Origin of the sequence: Thermosynechococcus sp. JY1331, from assembly GCF_031583475.1 — a bacterium.
Taxonomy (GTDB): domain Bacteria; phylum Cyanobacteriota; class Cyanobacteriia; order Thermosynechococcales; family Thermosynechococcaceae; genus Thermosynechococcus.
Window position 1 is genome coordinate 974,770 of the sequence record NZ_CP134180.1, and the last position, 23,594, is coordinate 998,363.

The 23,594-nt window shown below is 50.6% G+C and carries 21 protein-coding genes; 12 read left to right on the top strand and 9 right to left on the bottom strand.

What is annotated here, in order from left to right:
- Positions 1–38 precede the first annotated feature (38 nt).
- Both RHJ31_RS04620 and RHJ31_RS04625 read left to right on the top strand, forming a co-directional pair.
- A complete protein-coding gene (locus tag RHJ31_RS04620; RefSeq protein WP_225901575.1) occupies positions 39–476 on the top strand; it encodes a hypothetical protein in 438 nt (145 codons plus the stop codon).
- Positions 477–486: 10 nt separating this feature from the next.
- Positions 487–1,065, top strand: coding sequence for a 4'-phosphopantetheinyl transferase superfamily protein (locus RHJ31_RS04625; protein WP_310445742.1), 579 nt, complete (start codon positions 487–489; stop codon positions 1,063–1,065).
- 54 nt (positions 1,066–1,119) lie between these two features.
- Here the strand turns inward: RHJ31_RS04625 and ribBA are convergent, their stop codons facing one another.
- Positions 1,120–2,763, bottom strand: coding sequence for a bifunctional 3,4-dihydroxy-2-butanone-4-phosphate synthase/GTP cyclohydrolase II (gene ribBA / locus RHJ31_RS04630; protein WP_302677790.1), 1,644 nt, complete (start codon positions 2,761–2,763; stop codon positions 1,120–1,122).
- 232 nt (positions 2,764–2,995) lie between these two features.
- On the opposite strand from ribBA, the gene RHJ31_RS04635 reads away from it, so the two are divergent.
- A complete protein-coding gene (locus RHJ31_RS04635; protein ID WP_302677536.1) occupies positions 2,996–3,970 on the top strand; it encodes a methyltransferase domain-containing protein in 975 nt (324 codons plus the stop codon).
- Here the strand turns inward: RHJ31_RS04635 and RHJ31_RS04640 are convergent.
- Complete coding sequence (locus tag RHJ31_RS04640; RefSeq protein WP_302677537.1) at positions 3,967–4,602, bottom strand: YqiA/YcfP family alpha/beta fold hydrolase; 636 nt, start codon at positions 4,600–4,602, stop codon at positions 3,967–3,969. The genes RHJ31_RS04635 and RHJ31_RS04640 overlap by 4 nt on opposite strands.
- 380 nt (positions 4,603–4,982) lie before the next feature.
- Between RHJ31_RS04640 and RHJ31_RS04645 the strand changes: the two genes are divergently transcribed.
- Positions 4,983–5,402 carry a photosystem I reaction center subunit II PsaD gene (locus RHJ31_RS04645; protein ID WP_149819488.1) on the top strand — a complete coding sequence of 140 codons (420 nt, stop codon included), beginning with the start codon at positions 4,983–4,985 and terminating at the stop codon, positions 5,400–5,402.
- Positions 5,403–5,432: 30 nt separating this feature from the next.
- On the opposite strand, the gene RHJ31_RS04650 is transcribed toward RHJ31_RS04645, so the two are convergent.
- The 5 genes from RHJ31_RS04650 to RHJ31_RS04670 all read right to left on the bottom strand — a co-directional run bounded on the left by RHJ31_RS04650 (position 5,433) and on the right by RHJ31_RS04670 (position 12,711).
- Positions 5,433–6,521 carry a patatin-like phospholipase family protein gene (locus RHJ31_RS04650; protein ID WP_302677539.1) on the bottom strand — a complete coding sequence of 363 codons (1,089 nt, stop codon included), beginning with the start codon at positions 6,519–6,521 and terminating at the stop codon, positions 5,433–5,435.
- 2 nt (positions 6,522–6,523) lie between these two features.
- Complete coding sequence (locus tag RHJ31_RS04655; RefSeq protein ID WP_302677540.1) at positions 6,524–7,465, bottom strand: diguanylate cyclase regulator RdcB family protein; 942 nt, start codon at positions 7,463–7,465, stop codon at positions 6,524–6,526.
- A 160-nt stretch (positions 7,466–7,625) separates the two neighbouring features.
- Positions 7,626–9,056, bottom strand: coding sequence for a dynamin family protein (locus tag RHJ31_RS04660; RefSeq protein ID WP_302677541.1), 1,431 nt, complete (start codon positions 9,054–9,056; stop codon positions 7,626–7,628).
- A gap of 168 nt (positions 9,057–9,224) precedes the next feature.
- Positions 9,225–10,187, bottom strand: coding sequence for an IS4 family transposase (locus tag RHJ31_RS04665; protein WP_302676102.1), 963 nt, complete (start codon positions 10,185–10,187; stop codon positions 9,225–9,227).
- 121 nt (positions 10,188–10,308) lie between these two features.
- Complete coding sequence (locus tag RHJ31_RS04670) at positions 10,309–12,711, bottom strand: dynamin family protein (protein WP_302677542.1); 2,403 nt, start codon at positions 12,709–12,711, stop codon at positions 10,309–10,311.
- 328 nt (positions 12,712–13,039) lie between these two features.
- Here RHJ31_RS04670 and RHJ31_RS04675 point away from each other — a divergent pair, with 328 nt between their 5' ends.
- A complete protein-coding gene (locus tag RHJ31_RS04675; protein WP_206200224.1) occupies positions 13,040–13,342 on the top strand; it encodes a DUF3181 family protein in 303 nt (100 codons plus the stop codon).
- A gap of 2 nt (positions 13,343–13,344) precedes the next feature.
- On the opposite strand, the gene acsF is transcribed toward RHJ31_RS04675, so the two are convergent.
- Entirely contained in the window at positions 13,345–14,409 is a 1,065-nt protein-coding gene (acsF, locus tag RHJ31_RS04680) for a magnesium-protoporphyrin IX monomethyl ester (oxidative) cyclase (protein WP_302677543.1), read from the bottom strand.
- A gap of 274 nt (positions 14,410–14,683) precedes the next feature.
- Here acsF and RHJ31_RS04685 point away from each other — a divergent pair, with 274 nt between their 5' ends.
- From RHJ31_RS04685 to RHJ31_RS04695, 3 genes are all read left to right on the top strand, one after another.
- The gene (locus tag RHJ31_RS04685; protein ID WP_302677544.1) at positions 14,684–15,412 is read left to right on the top strand and encodes a heme oxygenase (biliverdin-producing); all 729 of its coding nucleotides are present in this window, start codon (positions 14,684–14,686) and stop codon (positions 15,410–15,412) included.
- 38 nt (positions 15,413–15,450) lie between these two features.
- Entirely contained in the window at positions 15,451–16,833 is a 1,383-nt protein-coding gene (gene hemN, locus RHJ31_RS04690; protein ID WP_302677545.1) for an oxygen-independent coproporphyrinogen III oxidase, read from the top strand.
- Positions 16,834–16,940: 107 nt separating this feature from the next.
- Positions 16,941–17,789, top strand: coding sequence for a fatty acid desaturase (locus tag RHJ31_RS04695; RefSeq protein ID WP_302677546.1), 849 nt, complete (start codon positions 16,941–16,943; stop codon positions 17,787–17,789).
- On the opposite strand, the gene RHJ31_RS04700 is transcribed toward RHJ31_RS04695, so the two are convergent.
- Entirely contained in the window at positions 17,781–18,530 is a 750-nt protein-coding gene (locus RHJ31_RS04700) for a DUF928 domain-containing protein (protein ID WP_206200219.1), read from the bottom strand. The two genes, RHJ31_RS04695 and RHJ31_RS04700, sit on opposite strands and share 9 nt — an antisense overlap.
- A 370-nt stretch (positions 18,531–18,900) precedes the next feature.
- Here RHJ31_RS04700 and RHJ31_RS04705 point away from each other — a divergent pair, with 370 nt between their 5' ends.
- The 4 genes from RHJ31_RS04705 (at position 18,901) to trpD (ending at position 23,584) form a co-directional block, all read left to right on the top strand.
- Entirely contained in the window at positions 18,901–20,580 is a 1,680-nt protein-coding gene (locus tag RHJ31_RS04705) for an alpha/beta hydrolase (RefSeq protein WP_206200218.1), read from the top strand.
- 14 nt (positions 20,581–20,594) lie between these two features.
- On the top strand, positions 20,595–22,076 hold the full coding sequence (locus RHJ31_RS04710; protein WP_302677548.1) for a cobyric acid synthase: 1,482 nt from the start codon (positions 20,595–20,597) through the stop codon (positions 22,074–22,076).
- A 96-nt stretch (positions 22,077–22,172) separates the two neighbouring features.
- A complete protein-coding gene (locus RHJ31_RS04715; protein ID WP_302677549.1) occupies positions 22,173–22,526 on the top strand; it encodes a hypothetical protein in 354 nt (117 codons plus the stop codon).
- A 38-nt stretch (positions 22,527–22,564) separates the two neighbouring features.
- Positions 22,565–23,584 (top strand): anthranilate phosphoribosyltransferase, encoded by a 1,020-nt coding sequence (gene trpD / locus RHJ31_RS04720; protein WP_302677550.1) that lies wholly within the window; start codon positions 22,565–22,567, stop codon positions 23,582–23,584.
- The last annotated feature ends 10 nt before the right edge of the window (positions 23,585–23,594 follow it).

A 23,594-nucleotide genomic window follows, 5' to 3' on the forward strand; every position in this document is an offset into this window, starting at 1 on the left:
GCGCTAGGGTAGTAAGTACAGCAGCGAGGGTTGTGTCAATGACGGATCTGGAAGGTTGTGCCTTTTTGGCAGCCCAAGCAAAGGTGAAGTCCTATCTCGCCTACTGGTTTCAGCTGGGCAAACGGCTGTGTATTTGGGGCGGAGCGCATACGGTGCTGCCGCAACCTGTCCTTCAGGGCGATCGCTACAGTCAAGCCTTTGAGGCCTGCTGGGTCTATGTGATCTCTGGTCAGGCAGGAGACTGCTTTCTTGAGGACACGGCGGAGACGATTACGCAACTCTTGAGCGACTGTTGGGACATTACCCCCTGTGCCCGCTGCCAAATGCCTGTGCCTCTACCCTGTCATGGGTTACCCCCTGTACACTGTCCCTGTGCCAGTCTGCCCAATTGGCCGAATTTTGAGTTACCGCTGCCCCGTAGCCCCATTAATCCCCGCACTCACCTATTGTCACTAAAAAAACGCCTCAGTCTTTAATGTGTGGGATTTGCCCCTACCCCCGATTGTTGCCCCTCAATGGCAGGCGCCACACGACAATCTCACCTTGTATTCCCATGCGCTGCATCTTTGGTGGTTAACGCTTCCCCCTGATGTGCCCCGTGAGGTTACCCTGCGCGCCTATTTACGACGCTATCAGCCGAATCTTGGCGAGCAGCCTCTACCGCGTACCGCTGGGGGTAAGCCCTATTTGGATGCTTTGGAATTTAATTGGAGCCATAGTGGTAACTTAGCGGTGTTGGCCGTGAGTGGCCGGGCAGCTGTAGGGGTAGATGTAGAAATATTGCGCCCCTGTCCTCAGCGTTCAGCCATTAGTCGGCGGTTTTTTGGGGCGGCTCTGCAACAAAGGATATTAGAGGGGAGCGATCGCTCGTTTCTACAGGCTTGGACATACTATGAAGCGTGGCTCAAGGCTCAGGGGATCGGGGTATGGCAGCGGACGGCGGCTCAGCCTTTAGAACATTGGGCAGTCAGTTTCCCCGTGGGCGATCGCGCCATTGCCAGTGTTGTTGTGCTAACGCCAACGCCGCTCCAGTGTGTCTTTTTTTGGCCAGAAGTAGTGGGATAAATGAATGTTCACACTTGAAAACGGCGTAGATGCTCCAAGATATTCATCGACGCTTTAACCTGCTACTGCTGACCATGAATAGATGAGATGAGGTTGCCACTCACTGGGGGGCTGTTGGGTGTAGGCTTGGCGATCGAGATCCATCGGTAGGTTGAGCATTGGATCGCTGCCGGTGGCCACGAGAAACTCAAATCCCTTCAGGGTTGGCCATTGGCAAAATTGCCGCAGCAGGGTTTGCACCGCCAAGACATAGGGATGTTCTGGCTGCTGATACCATTGGCGATCGGCCACATGGGGTTGGTCAAAGCCAAAGTGAACAATCAGGTCAGGATGTCCAAAGATGGCCTGCGCAACGGGCCGAGCTTCTTCGCGCACTAGCAAATGGACGCCTGCGGCCAGATGACGTATTTTTTCCAACCGCTCATAGCGATCGCCCGCATCTAATTGCGACTCCTGCCAGCGAAAGGCCACTGTGATCAGGTAAGTTTGTAGCAGTAGATGCCCCAGTTTCTCCGCCTTAGTCGTCAAGTAGGGGGTGTTGTAGGGCGTCGCTTCAATCAGCAGGGGCACCCGATCCACCACTTCGAGGCCATAGCCCTTGAGGCCAGCAATTTTACGGGGGTTATTGGTAATCAGGCGAATCTGCTTCACTCCCAAGTCATTGAGCATTTGGGCGCCAACGCCATAGTTACGCAAATCCGCTGGGAAGCCAAGGTGCTCATTAGCTTCCACGGTGTCCATTCCCAAATCTTGCAGGGAATAGGCACGTAGCTTGTTGACTAGGCCAATGCCACGACCCTCTTGGCGCAGATAAACCACCACACCGCGTCCTGCCCCGTTAATCATTTTCAGAGCCGCTTGCAGTTGCATCCGACAATCGCAGCGCAGTGAACCGAGGGCATCGCCCGTCAAACATTCAGAATGAACGCGCACCAGCACGGGTTGCTCGCTAAACGTGGCAGGATCTCCTTTGACAATGGCGACGTGCTCCGATTGATCGAGGGAATTGCGATAGCCATAGATTTGAAATTCACCGAACTCCGTCGGTAGCTTGGCCACAGCTTCGCGGCGGACAAAACGCTCATGCTGGAGACGATAGCTAATTAAGTCGGCAATGCTAATAATCTTCAGTTGGTGGGTGCGAGCATATTCAATGAGTTGGGGCAGCCGCGACATGGTGCCGTCGGGATTTTGAATCTCACAGATGACCCCCGCTGGGTAGAGACCTGCCAACCGTGTCAGATCGACGGCGGCTTCGGTATGGCCGGCTCGCTTGAGAACCCCCCCAGGGCGCGATCGCAGGGGAAAGACATGGCCGGGGCGACGTAAATCTTGAGGCTGGGTCGTCGGGTCAATGAGGGCTTGAATGGTGCGGGCACGGTCTTCGGCGGAAATGCCTGTGGTCACGCCCCAACGGGCACCGGCATCAACACTCACCGTAAAGGCAGTTTGGTTGCTATCAGTATTTGTTGTTACCATTAAGGGCAAATCCAATTCATCGAGGCGATCGCCCTCCATGGCGAGGCAAATCAATCCTCGGGCATGAACCGCCATAAAGTTAATCATGGCTGGGGTCACACGCTCAGCGGCACCAATGAGATCCCCCTCATTCTCACGATTTTCATCATCCACCACGACGATAACTTCACCCCGCCGCAGGGCATCCAACGCAGATTCAATCGAGTCAAACACAGGCACATCCGCCAAGGCAGTTCCTTCCAGAATTTTTAAGGCTCCTTATTATTAAGTTACAGCCTTTTTCACGAGGATTGGGTGCCCGCAGCACTAGCAGGCAGGATTGCACCAACTTTTCAAGATAGTATTGAACAGCGTACGATCTCCCACGAAAACCCATCTGTGGCTCTTTCCCTTGTGGAAATGCTAAAAACCTCGTCATCATAGTGAAAGGTTTCACCAGCCAATCTGCTGCATGTCTCATCTATTGCTCATACTGGTTATCATTGTTGGCGCGTTAGTCCTCCTAGGGTTAGCGCTTTATCTCCTGTTTCCTCGCAAGTACGAGTCTGCCCGCTCTGTCGCCGAGTCCTATGACGACTGGACCAATGACGGTATTCTTGAATTTTACTGGGGTGAGCATATTCACCTTGGCCACTATGGTTCGCCCCCCCGTCGTAAGGACTTTCGCCAAGCAAAGGCAGATTTTGTCCATGAAATGGTGCGCTGGGCGGGTCTCGATCGCCTGCCGCCGGGGACAACGGTTTTGGATGTGGGCTGTGGCATTGGCGGGAGCAGTCGTATGCTAGCGCGTGACTATGGCTTTCACGTGACGGGAATTACAATCAGCCCTGAACAGGTACGGCGGGCGCGGGAACTCACTCCTGCGGATCTCAATGTGCAGTTTCAGGTGGATGACGCTCTAGCCTTGTCATTTCCAGATGCCAGCTTTGACGTGGTTTGGTCAATTGAGGCCGGCCCGCACATGCCCGATAAACAGCAGTTTGCTAAGGAATTACTCCGTGTCCTAAAGCCGGGGGGGATTCTTGTGGTTGCCGATTGGAACCAAAGGGACGATCGCCAGCACCCCTTGAACCTCTGGGAGCGGCTCATTATGCGGCAGCTCTTGGATCAATGGGCACACCCCGCCTTTGCCAGTATTGAAGGCTTTGCCGAAGCCCTTGCCGCAACGGGTTTAGTGGTTGGAGAGGTGATCACTGCTGACTGGACACAGGAAACGCTCCCCTCGTGGCTAGATTCAATTTGGCAGGGAATTGTGCGACCAGAGGGGCTGATTCGCTTTGGCCTACCGGGGCTAGTGAAATCTTTGCGGGAAGTACCCACCTTTCTGTTGATGCGGCTTGCCTTTGGCATGGGACTGTGCCGCTTTGGCATGTTTCGCGCTGTGCGAGCAGAAATTCCTGCGGTCTCCCTTGACCCAGCCTCTTAAGTTAACTGCTGATAGATGATCGGATACATCATGCCCCAAATGGCCGGCTGTATGTCCTTGAGGGCGTGATCACTGTCCAATTCCACCCGACTCACCCAAGGGCGGCCTTCACAGTAGCGACGACTGGCTTCGATGGGAATCACCTCATCCTGAAGACCATGGAAAATGAGGGTGGGCACAGGCCGCTGCAGCTGGCGATCGTCGTACTCTAGTAAATCCTTGGCAAAGCCATAGCTAAGGGGGAGCAGGCGCTCTTGCGTGTAGTGATACACCTCCAGCACACCCGTTTCTTGCCAGCGGCGGTATTGATCGCCCAAGCGCGGCAGCCAATGGATCGCAAACTCAAAGGCAGGTGCCAGCAGAAACAGTTGCACCACTTGGGAATGCTTTTGCGCTAGCCAAGCAGCCGTCAGGCCACCAAAACTGGAGCCAATCAATGTGACGGGTTCCTCTGGGGCGAGCAGCGCTTCTACCTGGTCAATTTGACGACTTAAGGTCAAATGAAAAAAATCCCCCTGATTGAGATCAGGAATGAGTAGCGGTTGACCGAGTTCCGCAAAGCGATCGCGAAAATACTGAGCTTTACTTGAGCGCGGCGACGAGGCAAATCCATGGAGGTAGAGATATTGCATTGCTCAATAATCCCTTGTGAGGAGCGGACATATTTTTGTCGCACTTTGTCAATAATCTTAACAAATTAGCCCTTTAGCCATAGGTTGTTCAAGGGTGATCATTGAAAATAATTCAGAATGCTGATCAAACAGCTCAACAACAATTCCTTATTTTGAAGGAACTGTTACAGTTTCTCACAACTCGCATCAACACCGCGATTTCAATGCTACGATGCCGTTGAATCTGGCTACAGCCCTTTTCGCAAGGAGGGCAAACGCTCAAAACTGCGAAGGCCCCTATGGGAGAGGATTGCATCTCCCTTATGGTTCCCATCTCCAAGAAAAGGGGTGTATCTAGCCGATCTTAAGAATGAAAACGTGAGAGATTGAGGATCGAACGCATGACAACACTCACTGGGCAACCCCCGCTCTATGGTGGCAGCACTGGCGGCCTCCTCAGCGCAGCGGACACCGAAGAGAAATACGCCATCACCTGGACAAGCCCCAAAGAGCAGGTTTTTGAAATGCCGACGGCTGGGGCTGCGGTTATGCGTGAAGGGGAAAATCTGGTTTACCTTGCCCGTAAGGAGCAGTGCCTTGCCCTAGCCGCTCAGCAACTGCGTCCCCGCAAAATCAATGACTACAAAATCTACCGCATTTTCCCCGATGGTGAAACGGTGTTGATCCATCCCAAGGATGGTGTTTTCCCTGAGAAGGTGAACCAAGGGCGTGAAGCCGTCAACTCAGTGCCCCGCTCCATTGGCCAAAATCCCAATCCTTCGCAACTGAAGTTCACCGGCAAGAAGCCCTACGATCCATAGGTCGGTGCTGAGCTATCTCCTGATGACCCCCTATGGATCAACCATGGGGGGTATTGATTTTAAAGTAACGTTGTGATTGAGCAGTGCTGCTGTAGAGGTTTTTAACTCATCGGGATTCAAGAGTGCTGCCGTAGAAGCCTTTAACTCCCCATGGGTTTGGCGCAGGGTTCTCAGGTTCTGCGCAAGGGTGACGATCGGCTCAATGGCTGCCTTGGCATCGGCATACCCTTGTGCTTGCAGGGCGGCAATGCGATCGCTCCGGAAATCGAGCAAGCTTTCTAGACTCCCCAGTACAACCGTGTTTGAAGTATTCAGCACTGTCTGTGGTCGAATCTCAATGATCGTCAAATTAGGGAAGTCATAACGATTCCAAGGCACCCCATCCTCAAGGTGAATGACAATGGCATGGGTACAGCCCCGCTGCGCCAACGCTCCCAAGGGCACATTATCCTGAAGTGCCCCATCCACATAGGTTTGACCATTGACCTGTCGCTGCGGAAAGGCCAAAGGAACGGCCGCACTCGCCAGCAGCAAGTTCAATAATGTCTCTGGGTCATCCATATCCTGTGCCCGCAGCCACTCAGCTTTTGTGCCTGTCCAAACGCGACACATGTCAATCAATGTCATCAACAGGTTATAGCCCAGACCCGGAATTTGCAATGAGGGAAAAACCGTTACCCAAAGCTCCGTACCCCGTTTCAGTTGGTTGTAGTTTACATAGGAGTGCACAAGTTCTTCGATCGGGCGCGGGTCAAAGACGGAATGGCATTTGGGGAGAATCCCCGTCACTGTCAAAAAAGTATTGATCCATCCCCCAAATTCAGGTAAGGCAGATTGGATGCCATAGCTGATAAGAATGCTGAGCCAGTTGGGGTTGGCGGAGATGATATTGGCGGCACCAATCTCACGCCAAATCTCCTCGAGCTTGCTCACGCCCCGAGCCAATTGCTGGGGATAGCTGGCAATGATGGCGCCATTGAGGGCACCGATACTGGTACCTGCAATAATGTGCGGTTCAAATCCCTGTTCAGCGAGGTAGCGCAGTGCCCCCACTTGGTAAGCCCCTTTGGCACCACCACCCGTGAGGACTAAACCAACTTTTGAACCAGTGTTTAGCATAATCACTCCTTGGATTTCAGAGACTGGAGGGAATGCAACGTTGCAGCGGCAGTTTCATGAACAATCCGTTGAATGACTTCTTTGGCATCTAGGGTATAAGGAGGGTGCTGAGGGACAAAGGAAGGCTGCTGTTGGCAGTATAGTGTTGACATATTGTGCAGCAAGGAATAGGAGTCTGAATAGCGGCAACTCGCCAGAATGTCGTAAACGATCTCTGTATCCTCTTGTGCTGTTGCTTGCCGAGTTACTTTTAGCAGCGTTGCGGTACTGAAGAAATGCTTGGGTAAGTCGTGCCGCTGGTGCGCCAAAATTTCATTCACCAGTAGGTCGCGATAATAAGTGACTTGTTGTTCAAGTTCTAGGTAGGCAATGGAACTGTTGTAGATTTCGCGGGCTAAAAATAGGATTTGGATAGCCCAAGGGAGATCGTGATAGCTTTGGCCACTTCGCCAGAGAGAGAAAATGCGATCGAAATCTTCCCGTGCCGTCACTCGCCGTTCAAGGGTAGCAATACGTTTCTCTTGCTCTTGAAACTTGCGATCGCAGGTCTCAATTAAACTATTCAATAAACTATTCAATGCCTGCGTGTTGTGATTAAGCGCCTCACGAGTTTCTCGAAGAGAGTGCTGAGTAGCTACAAGACATTCACGAGTTTCTCGGAGAGAGTGTTGGGTAGTGACAAGGGCATACTCATTAAATTGCAGCTTTTCAATCAGTTCATTGGTAATGCTCAGTAATGCTTCCTGTCCTCGGGTCAAGTTTTGGGCAAGAAGGGTATCTTGCTGGTAAGTGCGACCTGTTAAACTATCCAGTAACCTACCCAAAAAACCTCGATTGGCGCGATACGCTATCAAAGACTGATTTGTGTGAATGCTGTTAGCTAAATCAATCAGTAGCTGATCATTGGCAAGAGGGATTCGCTCTTCAATGGCTAAGTAATTCATAAAATCTACAACGCAAAAAATTACTTTAATCGACTTAAATAAATCGGCATCATCAGCAGTCAGGGAGTACTGGGGGCTAGGTTAGCACAAAAGATAAAAAGTGTTGACACTGTAGGGTAAGGAAAGTCGAATCTGCAATAAAATTTAATAATTTGTCAACTCAGTATTCACCTTCAATACTGCTGATCAGAACTTGCTCTACTCGGCTCGAATAAATTGAAATATCACACTTCACTTTTTGAGCATCCTCCTCGAGCTGCTCTAGTTGCTTCATCACTTCTTTTTCAACCTCAAGTATACCTAGGGTTGCTTGATAGCTTCTTTTTCGCAAATTAATGTCTTCAAGAAGCTTATGAATAAAGCCGTGAGTGATGTTTAGAGATTCCCTGATTACTTTCGGTGCAGCAATTTTAATGAGTTCACTAATCACTTTAGTGAAAAACTGATAAAATCCTGAGCGTTCATACCACTGCTTTCTAGCTTTCTTAGTAAACGCGTCTTTGTCAATCTCTTTTAAGTTTTGTTCCCAGTCATCCCTAAGAATTTCTCTTGCCAAATCTCTGGCTTCAGGTCGAGTCCGCCAGTCTTCTCCTAAGTCATGCTGCTTCAGGAAACGAGCAGCACAGTAGGCTCGTTGGGCAGATACCTCGAAAACATGAGAGCTAGGAATTCTAAATTCCTGCTGCACAAACTCCCGCACTTCTGCAGGAGTCATATCCCCTCCGCGTCGTTGATCAACTTTGTTTACGAGGGCATAGATATTTTCAGTTCCACCACGAATCTCAGCAATTGCCTGAACGGTTTCTTGAACACTTTTAGCCGCTTCAGTCTTGAGTTGGGTAAAGTCTAGGACAACCAAAATGAGACTACTACGCTCAAGTTGTTCAGCAAAAATATTCTTGATTTCTAAGTTCTCGCCTGCTTCGTTAGGACCTGGAGTGTCAATAATGACAAGGTTGCCCACTGTCGTATTGATGGGCTGATCCTCAAGGGTAAAGGGCGCGACCCTAATTTGAGGCAACTCCTGCATTCGTTTTATGACATTACAGTTGGGAACAAGTTCACTCGCTAAACGCACGATGTCATTCATGGGATGCAAGACTGTGCGGATATTTTCAACGCCTTTTATCTGTCGCTCGAATAGGAAGGGGTTGCTAATAATGTTGATTAGTGTGCGGGTCAAATGAGGATATCGCTCGCGCAATAGTTTCTCAACGCCTGTGCGATCTGTTTGACATTTCCAGTGAATATGATCAGCAGTCTCGCGAAATAAACTGACCAGCCCTTCGGGAACCATCAGAATAGGTTCAGCAATATTAGGGTCTAAAATGATTTCTGTTGCAGTAGCCGTCATTGCCGTGTTGCGAGCCGGTAGGAGGGGTTGACCGACGACTGCATTGATAATCGTAGACTTTCCTGCCTTCATCGGAGCGACCACGGCCATGCGTAGAGCCATTTCCTCAACGTTGGCGAGGGCTTGTCGAATCGCTAGTGTACCTGAAAATTCTGTGCCTGTTGCTTTATGAAGGTTGTTGTAGCGTTCAACAATGTCAACGGCTTGTTTCAGCAAATGAATGACATCTTGGCGCAAGTCTTCTACTAGAGTTTCACTTGGCTGAATGTCTTGGGCAATGCCGGGGGGATAGCCGTGGCCATATTATCAGCAGTCAGGGAGTACTGGTGGTTAGGTTGGCACAAAAGATAAAAAGTGTTGACACTGTACGCAGAAGTGTTGAATCCTGCAACAAAACTTAACATTTTAAGTGACCAGTAGCTCTGGCTGCCAATCAAAGCTCCAATGCACTATCGAGCAGCGACGACTGAGTTCCAGTTGCAAATATCGCAATTTGTCTAATAGCTTCTTCCCAAAGTATTCAGGTATCTCCACCAGCTCTAAAATTAAATAGGCAATTAAAACCATATAAATCTGATTTATCACCCCGTTCAAACTCTTCGTAATCAACTTGTCTAATGATAAATGCATCTTCAGAAATTTCCATAGGTTCTCAATCGCCCACCGATGCCGATATAACTCACTCACTTCCTCATCACTCAGCTCCTTTAGATTTGTCGCTATACGAAACTCCGTTTGATTCTCGTCAAAAAATTGAACCACGCGATATCTCTCATGATTGAGCTTCATTCTCATGTTATTCTTGATACGTACAACAAATGAGCACTTCCTCTCACTCAGTCGCTCTAAAAATTGCCAGCTCGCAAACCCTCTATCCATGATTACAACAGCATTCTCAGGGATCATTTCTAGAATCTCCTCTTGAAAGCTCAAGTCATGTCTCTCCCCAAAAGAAATCACCGCTTTACCTATGATGTTCTCTGTTAAATCAAATCCCGTAAGTAACTTCACTTGATGATATTTATAGAACCAAAAGAGTTTACTGGTCAGGGTAATGATGGTTGAATCGATAGGAAACAGCGTCATGCTTGAAGTACGATGTCTCTTTTGGGCTTGAGACATCAGTTGAGTGTAAATCCCCTCAAATAAGCTGGTTGTCCGAGTTTTGTTGGCTTTGGAAAAAGTGGACATATCCACTGTAATCCCTGCATGATTCAAGCGATAAAATAAGGCTCTCATACTGGTTAACCCTTGGTCGAGAACGTAGGTCAACCAGATTTTGAAGAACAATTGAGAGTTCAGCACGGGGTAGTCACAGGGGCTGAGCCGGTTGAGAATGGACTTGACAAGAGTTGCAAAAGATGCCATAGTAAGTTGATTGTTTTTTTCTTCTTTTAAGGGAAGAATATGACATTTCTTCCCTTTTTTCTAGCCTCTCAAACTATCTTTCAACACTTCTGACACTGTACGGTAAGGAAAGCTGAATTAATCACTGATTAGAGGAATTTGCTGGTGAATCGCAGGAAGAACCATAATTTTCCAGAACTTCCTCTACTCGACGCGAATAAATTGGAATATCACACTTCGCTTTTTGAGCATCCTCCTCGAGCTGCTCTAGTTGCTTCATCACTTCTTCTTTTTCAACAGCAGACTTTCTCTGATATTCTTGGCTCTCAATCAGAGTTGTTCGATAATCCTTGAGATAGCTACTGAGATACTCGATGTATTGTTCTGCTTCTACTTTAAAACCTTTTTCTAAATAATTATTAACCTCTTGTTCTATTTGATTCGCTTGGGTGTCTATTTGTCGATTGATTTCCTCAACGACTTTATTGAGATAGACTACATATTCTTGAATAGTCTCTGTATAAATTTCATACAGTTTCTCATGAATTAGCCAATACAAGTGCCCCCAAAATATCTTTTTTCGAAATTTATTGACAGTCCTAGTTAAAGCTTCGGGTCGAAGTTCAGAATTGCCAAAACTAGCCTTTGAAACCTGAAAATCAGGAAGGCTTAATTGCACATTAAAAGTCATCTGGAGTCGTTCTCTTGCTTTTTCTAGGATAGGCTGAGTTTCTTCCTCTATTTCTTTCTTTAATCCAAGGATTTTTTCTCCTACAAATTTTTCAATCTTTTTCTGGGTATCACCAAAAAACTTTTCTGCTTCTTGTGAAACTAGGTTAAATATTTTTCCCTGAAAATCTTCAGCGTCATGCCTTGAGCTAAAAGGAATCCTTAAATGATCCTCACGAGACTTGTCGTTGGTTAATTTGTGTGCAAAGTCTGTGAGAAAAAGCATTACTTTTTTGAGAACATCAGCCTGCTCATACTCTTTTTGAGAAAAAAGATGACTAACGTCTGCTCTTGCCTTGTTCTTCAATTCAGAGACTTCACTGGCAATCTGATTCTTAATTTCTTTTTGATACTCCTCGATAATATTCAACAGATTAGCCGAATTTTCAATTTTCTTAATATCTTGATTTAGTTGCTTAATTTCATCCTCAAGTGTACCTAGGGTTGCTTGATAGCTTCTTTTTCGCAAATTAATGTCTTCAAGAAGCTTATGAATAAAGCCGTGAGTGATGTTTAGAGATTCCCTGATTACTTTCGGTGCAGCAATTTTAATGAGTTCACTAATCACTTTAGTGAAAAACTGATAAAATCCTGAGCGTTCATACCACTGCTTTCTAGCTTTCTTAGTAAACGCATCTTTGTCAATATCTTCTAAGTCTTCTTCCCAGTCATCCCCAAGAATTTCTCTTGCCAAATCTCTGGCTTCAGGTCGAGTCCGCCAGTCTTCTCCTAAGTCATGCTGCTTCAGGAAACGAGCAGCACAATAGGCTCGTTGGGCAGATAGCTCAAAAACATGAGAGCTAGGAATTCTAAATTCCTGCTGCACAAACTCCCGCACTTCTGCAGGAGTCATATCCCCTCTGCGTCGTTGATCAACTTTGTTTACGAGGGCATAGATATTTTCAGTTCCACCACGAATCTCAGCAATTGCCTGAACGGTTTCTTGAACACTTTTAGCCGCTTCGGTCTTGAGCTGGGTAAAGTCTAGGACAACCAAAATGAGACTACTACGCTCAAGTTGTTCAGCAAAAATATTCTTGATTTCTAAGTTCTCGCCTGCTTCGTTAGGACCTGGAGTGTCAATAATCACAAGGTTGCCCAAAGCGGTGTTGATAGCCTCGCCTTCAGAGGTAAAAGGTGCTACTCTGATCTGGGGTAGCTCCCGCATCCGCTTTACAGGGTTGTAGGCAGGAACTATTTGGCTGGCTAAACGTACCAAATCATTCATTAGTTGCAGGGCTTCACGCACACTTTCGACACCTGTTGTTTCTTCTTTGAACAAAGTGCCGTCATTCCTGATAATGTTTTCAAATGTGGTGTCAAGATGAGGATATTTCTGTAACTTAGCTTTAACGTTGTCACGATTCCTATTGTATTCTTGGCGGATTTTCACCGCTGCCTTTTTGAATAAAGCGAGGGTTTCTTCGGGGACAAAGAGAACAGGTTCAGGGTAGTTTGTATCTAAAACGATTTCCGTTGCAGTAGCGGTCATGGCAGTATTGCGGGCAGGCAAAAGCGGTTGACCGACAATTGCATTGATAATCGTGGATTTGCCGGCTTTCATGGGGGCGACCACGGCCATGCGTAGAGCCATTTCCTCAACGTTGGTGAGGGCTTGTCGAATCGCTGCTGTACCTGAAAATTCTGTTTTTTCTTGAGATGAATCCCTCTCTGCTGTTTTATGGAGGCTGTTGTAGCGTTCAACAATGTCAACGGTCTGTTTCAGCAAATGAATGACATCTTGGCGCAAGTCTTCTAGTAGGGTCTCACTTGGCTGAATGTCTTGGGGAATGCCGGGGGGGATAGCCGTAGCCATACAATCAGCAATTAAGAGCAATTAAAAGAGAACTGATGCCTATGGTAGCACAAAGAATAAAAACTGTTGTAATCTACAGCTCTTTCCTAAAAGAAAAAGAACATGCTCCCTGTAACCATTGATTTTGGCTGCTTTGAGCGCATTCAGGACTTAGGGAAAAGACTGTTAGGGTTTTAGTTCTTAACAAAAATTAATGATTGGCCTTCTATGGGTGAGCCTGATCCTTGTCCACAGGTGTTTTCCCGATTACTATCCCATGATCGGTCTGTTTTAGCGATCGCCCCCCTTGACTGGTACAAATAGAGTGAATGAAAAAGCGGTGACCTAAATGAGTCGTACCCCCTTAATTGAACGTCTTGCGGCTGAAATTGGCCGCGATATCTATATGGATGTGGCCAAATGGCATCTGTATCTCGCTGATGCCAAGCTGGCAGCCCCCCTTGCCGAAGCCTTTTTGCCCCTCCTAGAGCAGGGGGAGGTTAATTCGGCGCAGGTCACGAGTGTCTTGCAGGAGGTTTCAGTTCCCCTTGGCGGGGGTCAGCAGTCCCTTTCCCTCGATCGCCTGATTCCCAAGGCCAACCAAGAGCTGCTGGTAGAACTGCTCAACCGTTTTCGCCAAGAGGAGCTTTAGCCCTAGTGCACGGTGCCCCATTCCTGTTGGGCATTGACGGGGGGCAAGAGATACAGGCGTAACAGGTGGCCGGCGATCGCCAACTGGTGAGGAAGCTTCCGCAAGGCCTTCAGCCACTTGGGTTGCTTGCTGGCTTCAATGGCTTGGAGTTTTTTATGGATTTCGACACAGCGTTGCAGCCGCGGATAAAAGTCAGGGTGATCGACATTGAGCACCACCGAGAAGGTGCGAGCGGCCGTCTCATTGGTTTTGGCAATGACCTCGCGATCGAATTCCGTGGCATCAAGGCCAAGGGCTTCATAGAATTTGGCACGCTCATGCACCGTCAGCGTATGGGTGGCAAACACCGTCAGCAGGAAGAAGCGCATCCATAGTTTGGCACCCCAGCCTTGAATCAATTGGGGTTGGGAGTGGATCAAGGCCTTGAAAATATCGCCGTGGCGGTTTTCGTCTTGGCACCAACTTTCAAAGTAGTTAAACAGGGGATAGAAGGAATGTTCGGGGTGCTTTTCTAGGTGACGGTAGATGATGATGTAGCGCCAGTAGCCAATTTTCTCCGATAGATAGACGGTGTAGAGCACCCATGGCAGGGGGAAAAACGTGTAGGTGCGCGCCTTGGAGAGATAGCCCAAGTCCATGGCATGGCCAAAATCCATCATTGCCTTGTTGAGAAACCCTGCGTGCCGCGCTTCATCCCGTGCCATGAGGTGAAAGATTTCTGCCAAGAGGGGGTGGCGATTCTTCAGCTTGCGCGAGAGTTCCTTAAAGAGCAAAAACCCTGAAAACTCAGAGACACAGGAGCGCTCGAGGTAGTCAATAAAGGCTTTGCGGGTCTGTGCATCCAAGGTGTCCCATGTGCCTTTGAAGGCGTCGTCGCGGACAAAGTGATGGCGGTTGTAGTCTGCCCGCATTTCCGCCAACATTGCTTCGAGTTGTTCCTGCTGGCGACTCAGGTCAAGTTTTGCTGCCTGTTCAAAATCTGTTGTGTAAAAGCGGGGGGTTAAAAGGTTTTCGCGAATAGTTTTAACGCTCTGACTCGCATCGGGATTGGGGGCGATCGCCACCATAAGCCTTTCACTCCTATAGAACTAAACCTATGCAGGTCATACCGTTTTACTATACTATATCCCTCAGGACGGTCAATAACCGTCTTGACGATTTTGCAAAAGTAGGCAGTTTTGTAATGTTTTTTGAAGTTTCGCTTGACAGCCATATGGTCAAAAAGTAATACTCACCCTTAGTTTGCCCTTCTGCCCCCGTTCAGCCCACGGCCATTCGTCGTTGGCAGGATGAACTCATCTCAAAAAAGGTTGTTAAAAACTAATTTCAGGAGTTACAGGTATGACCGTGCTCTCCCTTGCGCTGCGGGAAGGAACTGCTGAGGCTCACACCTTGGCCGAACACACCGCCTTCATGAAATGTTTTGTCCGCGGGTTGATTACGCCGAGCCTCTTCCGCCAGTTCTTGGCCAATCTCTACTTTGTGTACACCGACCTCGAAGCTGCCTTAGCCAGTGCTACGGGCGATCGCCTGCGGGCGATGTATTTTCCCGAACTGAACCGCAGTGGCCAACTGGCCGAAGACTTGGCCTTCTACTACGGCGACAATTGGCGCGATCAGATTACCCCCCTCACAGCCACTCGCGTTTACCTCAGTCGCATTCATGACCTCGCCCAAACTGATCCTCTGTTGCTCATTGCCCATTCCTACACCCGCTATATGGGGGATCTCTCTGGGGGACAAGCTCTGAGTAAAATTGTGCGTTCCCAGTTAGCGCTCCCCGAAGGCAAGGGCACCGCCTTTTACGAGTTTCCAGCCCTGCCGACCCCAGAAGACAAGAAAGCCTTTAAGCAGCGGTATCGGGAAACCTTGGATAGCCTCAGCCTCGATGAGGTCGCGATCGCCCGCATTGTTCAGGAAGCCAACTTTGCCTTTACCCTCAACTGCCACCTCATGCACGCCCTAGAGTCGGAGCTAAAAGCCACCGTTGGCGAGCAGGTCTGGCAGTCCGTTGTTGAGAACCAACCGAGTCGGCGGGAGCAACCCCGTCCTGAAGCTGTTGCCGTTTAAGGCCCACTGTTGATCTTGTTAGGAGCTTGCAAACATCCATGAGTGTGGTTCAGCCAATTCAATTTGATGGGGCATTGCTGCAAAAATACGATCGCCCCTTGCCCCGCTATACCAGCTATCCCACGGCTGCCGAGTTTACTGCTGACTTTGATAGCCATTGTTTCCAGCGGGAACTGCTGCGGAGTAACGCAGGGCATCTGCCTCTGTCCCTATACGTGCATATTCCCTTTTGCCAAACCGCCTGCTATTTTTGCGGTTGCAATGTCATCGTCACCCAAAGCCAAACCATTGCCAAAACCTACTTGAATGCCTTAGCAGAGGAAATTGCCCAAGTGGCGGCACGGCTGGATCGCACTCGTCCAGTGATTCAAATGCATTGGGGCGGCGGTACCCCCAACTATCTCACCATTGACCAAGTGGAATCCCTGTGGCGGACGCTCACCCACCACTTTGAATTTGCCAACGATGCCGAAATTTCCATTGAGGTCAATCCCCGCTATATCGACCGCGAGTATCTCTTTCGCTTGCGCGATCTGGGCTTCAACCGCATTAGCTTTGGTGTGCAAGACTTTGATCCTCAAGTTCAGCTGGCTGTCAATCGGGTGCAGCCGGAGGCGTGGCTCTTTCAAGTGATGGAGTGGATCCGCGCTGCTGAGTTTGAGAGTGTCAACATTGACCTGATCTACGGCCTGCCTTTTCAAACAGTGCAATCTTTTGAAACCACGATTGCCAAAACAGTGCGCCTTGACCCCGATCGCATTGCTGTCTTTAACTTTGCCTATCTTCCCAATTTGAAACCCATCCAAAAGCGAATTGACCCCGCTACCCTACCCGATGGCACGACCAAACTGGCCATTTTGCAGCGGGTCATTGAAACGCTGACTAGCCAGGGTTATCAGTACATTGGCATGGATCACTTTGCCAAACCCACGGATGAGCTGGCGATCGCCCAAGCAGCAGGAACGCTCAAACGCAACTTTCAGGGCTATACGATCCTGCCCCCCGCAGATTTGATTGGCTTTGGTCTCACCTCAATTAGCATGTTGCAGGAGGCCTATGCCCAAAATCAGAAGCATCTAGCCACCTACTTTAGTGACATTGCGGCGGGGCAATTGGCTACAGAACGCGGGATTCAACTGCGCCCTGAGGATCTGCTGCGCCGCGCCATCATCATGACACTGATGTGCCAATTTACCTTGGACAAGGGGGCGATCGCTCGCCAGTTCCAGCTGGACTTTGATGCCTACTTTGCTCCAGAGTTGGCCGCACTCCAGGACTTGGCTGCCGATGGCCTGATTCATTTAGGGCGCGATCGCCTAGAGGTTACCCCCGTAGGCCGACTCCTCATCCGCAATGTGGCTGCCGTCTTTGATACCTACCTGCAACACAAATCTGGTAAGACATTTTCTAAGGCCATTTAGGCTCAGCCGAGGATTGCCCTGAGGATTGTCTTGGTGGCTCAGATTCTCTAGATTACAACTTGATTTCAACTTGCGTATAAATCTGCACACGGTGTTGAGGAGTGCCCATGTCATCATCCCTAGAACTCCAACCTGAAACTGCCCGCCTCAATTGGGCCTTTGTGCTTTTTTTAACGACGGTTCATGTCTTGGCCGTAGTTGCCCTCTTCTTTTTCTCTTGGTCGGCCTTGGCGGTCACCATCTTTCTCCACTGGCTCTTTGGCAGCATCGGCATTTGCTTGGGATACCATCGCCTCTTGAGTCACCGCAGTTTTCAAGTGCCCCAGTGGTTGGAATACATCATTGCTGTTTTGGGTGCCTTGGCCATGCAGGGAGGTCCCATTTTTTGGGTTGCCGGTCACCGCTTGCACCATGCCCACACCGAAGATGAAGTCAAAGATCCTTACTCAGCGCGGCGGGGCTTTTGGTGGAGCCATATGCTCTGGCTGGTCTATCCCCATCACCAATTTTTTGAGGCTGAGGAGTATGCCCGCTTTGCCCCGGATTTGGTGCGGCATCCCTTTTACCGCTGGCTGGATCGCTACTTTTTGCTGCTGCAAGTGCCCCTTGCTTTGCTCCTCTATGGCCTTGGGGGTTGGTCATGGCTGCTGTGGGGGATGTTTGTGCGGGCGGTCTTCCTCTGGCACAGCACGTGGTTGATTAACTCCGCCACCCACAAGTGGGGCTATCGTCGCTTTGAGACCGATGATAACTCTCGCAATCTTTGGTGGGCAGCCCTCCTCACCTACGGCGAAGGTTGGCACAATAACCACCATGCCTATCCCCACGTGGCCAAGGCCGGCTGGTACTGGTGGGAAGTGGATCCCACTTGGTGGGTGATTCGCACACTCCAAGGACTGGGGCTTGCCTCCAAGGTACAGTTGCCCCCCTCCACCGCCCTGTCTAAGTTACCGTAAATTGCGCCGGCTGCGGTGGGCGATCGCCAAATTGCTCAGGCGATCGAGGCCAACCTCCTCAGCGGTCATTAACTCTGTCCACAGGGCATTCACCTTGGGGTCAGTTGGCTGTTGCTGCCGCAGTTTGACCAATGTCTCGAGGGCATCGTACCACAAGCCATGGCTAGCCAGCAGGTTATAGCGTTCTACAGGACTGACCTGGGGCAGTTGCTTGTTCGGGATCCTTGGTAGTGTTACCCGCCGTACCCAGCCTTCCACAAAGCGAATCTGTGATGGATCAGGATCTCGGGGATTGCAAATGAGACTCACCGTCCAGCGGTAGTCCACCCCCTCCTGTAGGGGCGGTACGTCACCCGCCAACGTAATACTGTCTAGGCGCGGGCGATTGGCCATCGGAAACTGCTGCTTGTAAATTTGCACCTGCGTCCCGTCGGCAAGGTTCTGAAAGAGGGCAAACTCAAGAGCTTGGTAATTATTGGCGGGTAAATACCAGTAAAACGTGGGGCGATTAACTGCCGTTAAACCAATATTACTTGCTGGTACTAGGGCGATTAAATCCGGTTCGTTCGCCGCTGTTTGCACTCTACAGACGCCGCGGGTGGCTGCCCCCTCCCGATTCCCCGGCCGGGATAGGTTTTTGGGGGGCGTAAATCCCGCCCAACTCAGACCCGCATTGAGGATGAGTACGGCCAAACTCCAAGGAACGAAATATCGCAGTGACGTGAAAATAGGGCGTTTCATAGGTCAAGATCCTTAATGAAAAGCGGTAGCGGGAAGTGTTAGGGGGGCTTATCGTTAATCTTTGGTCATTTCCCTACCTGCCACACTACTACCATAGGAGTTGGGTGTGGGCTGCGGGGTGATAGCGCCAACGAGATGGTGATGATGTCCATCACGTACTGGTATTGCGCTGGCTCACAACCTGAGTAGTTTTCAAGACGAGGACAGCACCCTAGCAGTTCCAAAGTGGCGCGGGCATGATGTCAGCAGCAGGCATATTAGCAAAGGGCTATCTCTATACTGGAAAGTACCTATAGAATTTTTGCGCTGAGCGCTGTTCCCACTACTTTTCTAAATTTCTTGATCTAGTGGTGTTGCGTGACTCCTCGCTGTGAACACTCTCTCCCTTAAGTGGTTTCTCTTGCCCCCCTTCAGTGTTGTGGCGGGTCTCAGCATCTTTTTGGTGGGATCAAGGGGGCTGTCGGCAACGGCAGCAGAACGGATTATTTTTCGCTATGGCCCCTTCGAGCGATCGCTCCCCATTGCTGATTTAGAACGCTTTGCTACCACTGGCCAAGCCTCCCCAGAACTCGCCAGCTATTTACGGTTATTGCCGCCTGTGCATCAGCAGCAATTGCGGTTGGCCTTACAAGAACGGCTGCGCCTCTCGCCGGTGGCTGTTGCCCAACTCCTGTATTCCCCCCTTGGTCAAGAATTGATGGTGCAAGCGGGCCGAATTCTCGAAACTCAAAGCCGCCAAGAAAACGCCCGTGCCCTGCGATCCGCCCTGATTCTCGCTGCCACTGATCCCAAGGGTCTGACCGCGTTGAGTGTGATGCGCCATTACCCCTCCCCCAGTATCCGCTTTGATCTCAAGGAAGGACTCGCGATTCTCAAAAACTTCCAGCATACAATCCGCGAAACAGAGACAATTCTGGATGTTGTTCGTCAACAGGCGATCGCAAATCAGCCAGAATCTATTCCTGCCAGTGTGCAATCACTGCCCCAACCGGGGCCTTGGCGGTGGCTAGAGATGCCTTGGACAGCAGTGGATGCATCGCCTCGGCGGTTGCAGTTGACGGGACATTCCCGCCCCATTGCAGCGGATCTCTATCTACCCATCGTTCCTGCGGGACAGCGGGTTTCAGTGGTCATCATTTCCCATGGATTGGGAGCCAATCGCTACAGTTATCGCTATTTGTGTCAACATCTGGCCTCCCATGGGTTTGCCGTCATTGCCCTAGAGCATGTGGGCAGCTCCACCCGTCAGTTGCTGTCCTTTGCCATAGGCCATGTCACTCCTAGGGTGGCGGCTCAAGAATTTCTGGATCGCCCCCTCGATGTCACGTTTGTCCTCAATCGTTTAGGGACATTTCCTGAGCAACTCTATCCTTGGGCAGGGCGGCTAGATTTGGAGCGGGTGGCAATGATTGGTCAGTCCTTTGGCGGCTACACGGCTCTCGCCCTCGCGGGGGCACCGTTGGATTTTCAACAACTGCGGCGACATTGCACAAGAAGTGTTCTCGACTCGTTTAATGTGTCACTGCTGCTCCAATGCCAAGCGCAAGCTTTACCACCAAAGGTCTATTCCCTACAGGATCCCCGTGTGCAAGCGGTGATTGCTGTTAACCCGATTACCAGTGCTGTCTTTAGTCCTGAATCCTTGAGGCAGTTGAAAATTCCCGTTATGTTTGTGGCTGCCAGTGACGATCCGATCGCCCCAGCGGTCGAGGAGCAAATTTATCCCTTTACATGGCTGACGACGCCCGATCGCTACTTGGTGTTGATAGACGATGCCACCCATTTCTCAACCATTGGTGAGGCGGGTCAAAATGAACCGGTGCTGCCTGTGCCCCAGTCCCTTGTCGGTGCCATGCCCCCGCGATCGCGCACCTATCTGCGAGGATTAAGCTTAGCCTTTTTACGCTTGCACCTTCTAGGGGATGAACAGGCACGGCAATGGCTGACACCGGCCGCAGCAATGGCCTTGAGTTCGCCCACCCATGGCCTGAACCTGACTCAATCCCTAGCCCCGGAACTGTTGGAAAAGGTCCCACAGGCAGCGAAGTAATGATCAACTCGACCATGAATGCTAAATCCCTGATGGTGGTGGGCACCAGCTCCCATGCCGGTAAATCTCTCCTCACAGCGGTGATTTGTCGTTGGCTGGCGCAGCAGGGCTACCGTGTCACTCCCTTTAAGGGACAGAATATGGCCTTGAATGCTTACGTCACCCGTGAGGGCGGTGAAATTGGCTATGCCCAAGCAATGCAGGCCTGGGCGGCAGGGATAGAACCCGAAGTGGCGATGAACCCGATTCTCCTCAAGCCCCAAGGCAACATGACCTCCCAAGTGATTCTCAAGGGGCAGGTGGCGGGGGTCACCCAAGCAGCAGACTACTATCGGGACTATTTTGAGCGGGGTTGGCAGGCGATTACCGAGGCCTTGGCGGATCTGCGACAACGCTTTGACTGGATTGTGTGTGAAGGTGCAGGGTCACCCGCAGAAATTAATCTCAAGCACCGCGATCTCACCAATATGCGGGTGGCGACGTATCTTGGGGCACCGACGATCCTTGTGGCGGATATTGATCGGGGGGGCGTCTTTGCCCACATTATCGGGACATTGATGCTTCTTGATCCTGCTGAGCGATCGCTCATTCAGGGGATTGTCATTAATAAATTTCGTGGCCAGCGATCGCTCCTTGACAGTGGTGTGCAATGGCTAGAGGAGACCACAGGAGTACCGGTGTTAGGGGTGATTCCCTGGCTCGAGCGCCACTACGCTGCCGAAGATTCCCTTGATCTATGGGATCCGCGTCCCCAACGCCAAGGGGCAGACTTGAAAATTACAGTCATTCGACTACCGCGTATTGCCAACTTCACCGATGTCGATCCCCTGCTGGCGGAACCCAGTGTCTCCCTTGAGTTTCTACCCCCCCATCGTCCCTTGGGGCAACCCGATGCCGTGATCTTGCCGGGGACGAAAACGACGATTGCTGATCTCCACGTCCTACGGCAAACGGGGATGGCAGCGCAACTACAAGCCTACGCTGCCCAAGGGGGAACCATTCTCGGTATTTGCGGTGGGTGGCAGATTTTGGGTACCACCATCAGCGATCCTCTGGGCTTAGAGGGCTGCCCCGGCACCTATAGAGGACTGGGACTCATGCCGCTGCACACGCAATTGGGGGTAAGCAAATGTACCCAGCAACAACAAACCCAATCCATTTATTTCCCCTGTCCTGAGCCGATCGTGGGCTATGAAATTCACCAAGGCCAAAGTGAATACACAGGCGATCTCAACGGTTGGCAGCCCCTTTTTTCTGCCTCAGAACTCGGCCTTGTTAACACGGCGGGCACGCTTTGGGGCACCTACTTGCATGGGCTATTGGAAAATGGTGCTTGGCGTCGCCATTGGCTAAATGGGTTGCGATCGCGCCGTCAACTACCCCCCCTACCCACAGCCATTCCCCACTATGCCGAGCAACGGACTGTTGTACTGGATCAACTTACAGAAGCCGTGATGGCTCACCTCAACCTAGAGAGCATTTGTAAATTATGTTGATGTAAAAATTTCAAATTGTTAGCAATTGTCATCCCTTGCAAATGACTCCCCTAGACTGAGGAACGATGTGCTGATGATAGGGAGTGCAAAAGGACAATGGCAGTGGCTACTTCTTGGTCAGTGGGAATCTTAATTGTTTCAGCGATCGCCGCCCTGAGTGGCTTAAGCTGGCTCTTGTACACAGCTTATCAAGAGGAAAAACAATGTCCCCTGCGGGAGTCTTCCCCCCAAGAGGCCTATGGTGAAACCCTCTGGCGCATGATCTTTGTCTATTGGCTCGTCTATTGTGGTGCGCGGGGTCTGCAAATCGCTGTACCATTAGAAGGCACTGATTTAGGTCAAATGTGCAAAATCACCGCACTCTTGGCCTTTTTGCTCACCACCTCTTCGCTGCTTTGCTTACCGATGCACTATTGGCAGGCACGTCAGCGCCAGCAACAACTCAATTAACCCTCGATTCGTCTCCTCCAAGGTTCAATTAAGGTTCAATGTGGTCTGACCTGCTCCAACAACTCCTCGATCGCCAAGCCCTGACGCAAGAGCAGGCCACCCAGTTAATGCAAGGATGGCTGGCAGCAGAAATTCCCGATGCCCTCGCCGGTGCCATTCTCACGGCACTCCAGTTCAAGGGGCTGACGGTTGAGGAACTCACGGGCATGGCCAAGGTATTGTTGGCGCAGTCCGCTGGTGCGCCGCTAAATTTAGCCGAACCCCTCATTGATACCTGCGGCACTGGGGGCGATCGCGCGGGTACCTTTAATATCTCCACAGCGGTTGCCTTTGTTGTCGCAGCAGCCGGTGTCAAAGTGGCTAAGCACGGCAATCGTTCCGTCTCTAGCCGCGTCGGTTCAGCGGATGTCCTTGAGTGCCTTGGGATCAATCTTACTCACAGCGATCCCGCCTTTTTGCTCAAGGAAGTGGGGATTACGTTTCTCTTTGCCCCCGGTTGGCATCCCGCCATGAAAGCCGTGGCTCCCCTGCGCCGTACCCTGAAAATTCGCACCGTCTTTAATCTCCTCGGTCCTTTGGTGAATCCGCTCCACCCCACAGGGCAGGTGATTGGTGTCTTTAGCGATCGCTATCTTGAAGCCATGGCCGGCGCCCTCCAACGTCTCGGACGCCAACGCGGGATTGTCCTCTATGGTCGCGAAGGAGTGGATGAAGCCACCCTCGGCAATATGACCGATCTTGTCATGTTTAGTAGCCCTGAGGAATCGCTGCGCCAAGAAGTCCTTGATCCCCAAGCCTTGGGACTCGCCAGTGCCCCCCTGAGGGATCTGGCTGGAGGAGATGTCCAGACCAATGCCGAGATTCTTACCCAAGTTCTGCAGGGCAAAGGCACAACGGCTCAGCAGGATGTGGTGGCGCTCAATGCCGCCTTAGCTCTCTACGTGGCAGCAGTCGTTCAAGATTGGTGGGAAGGGGTGGATCGGGCAAAGGCAATTCTGGCCAGTGGTGCCGCCTGGGACAAGCTACAGGCACTTGTTACACTGTCTAACCAATCCTAGGAAAACCTCT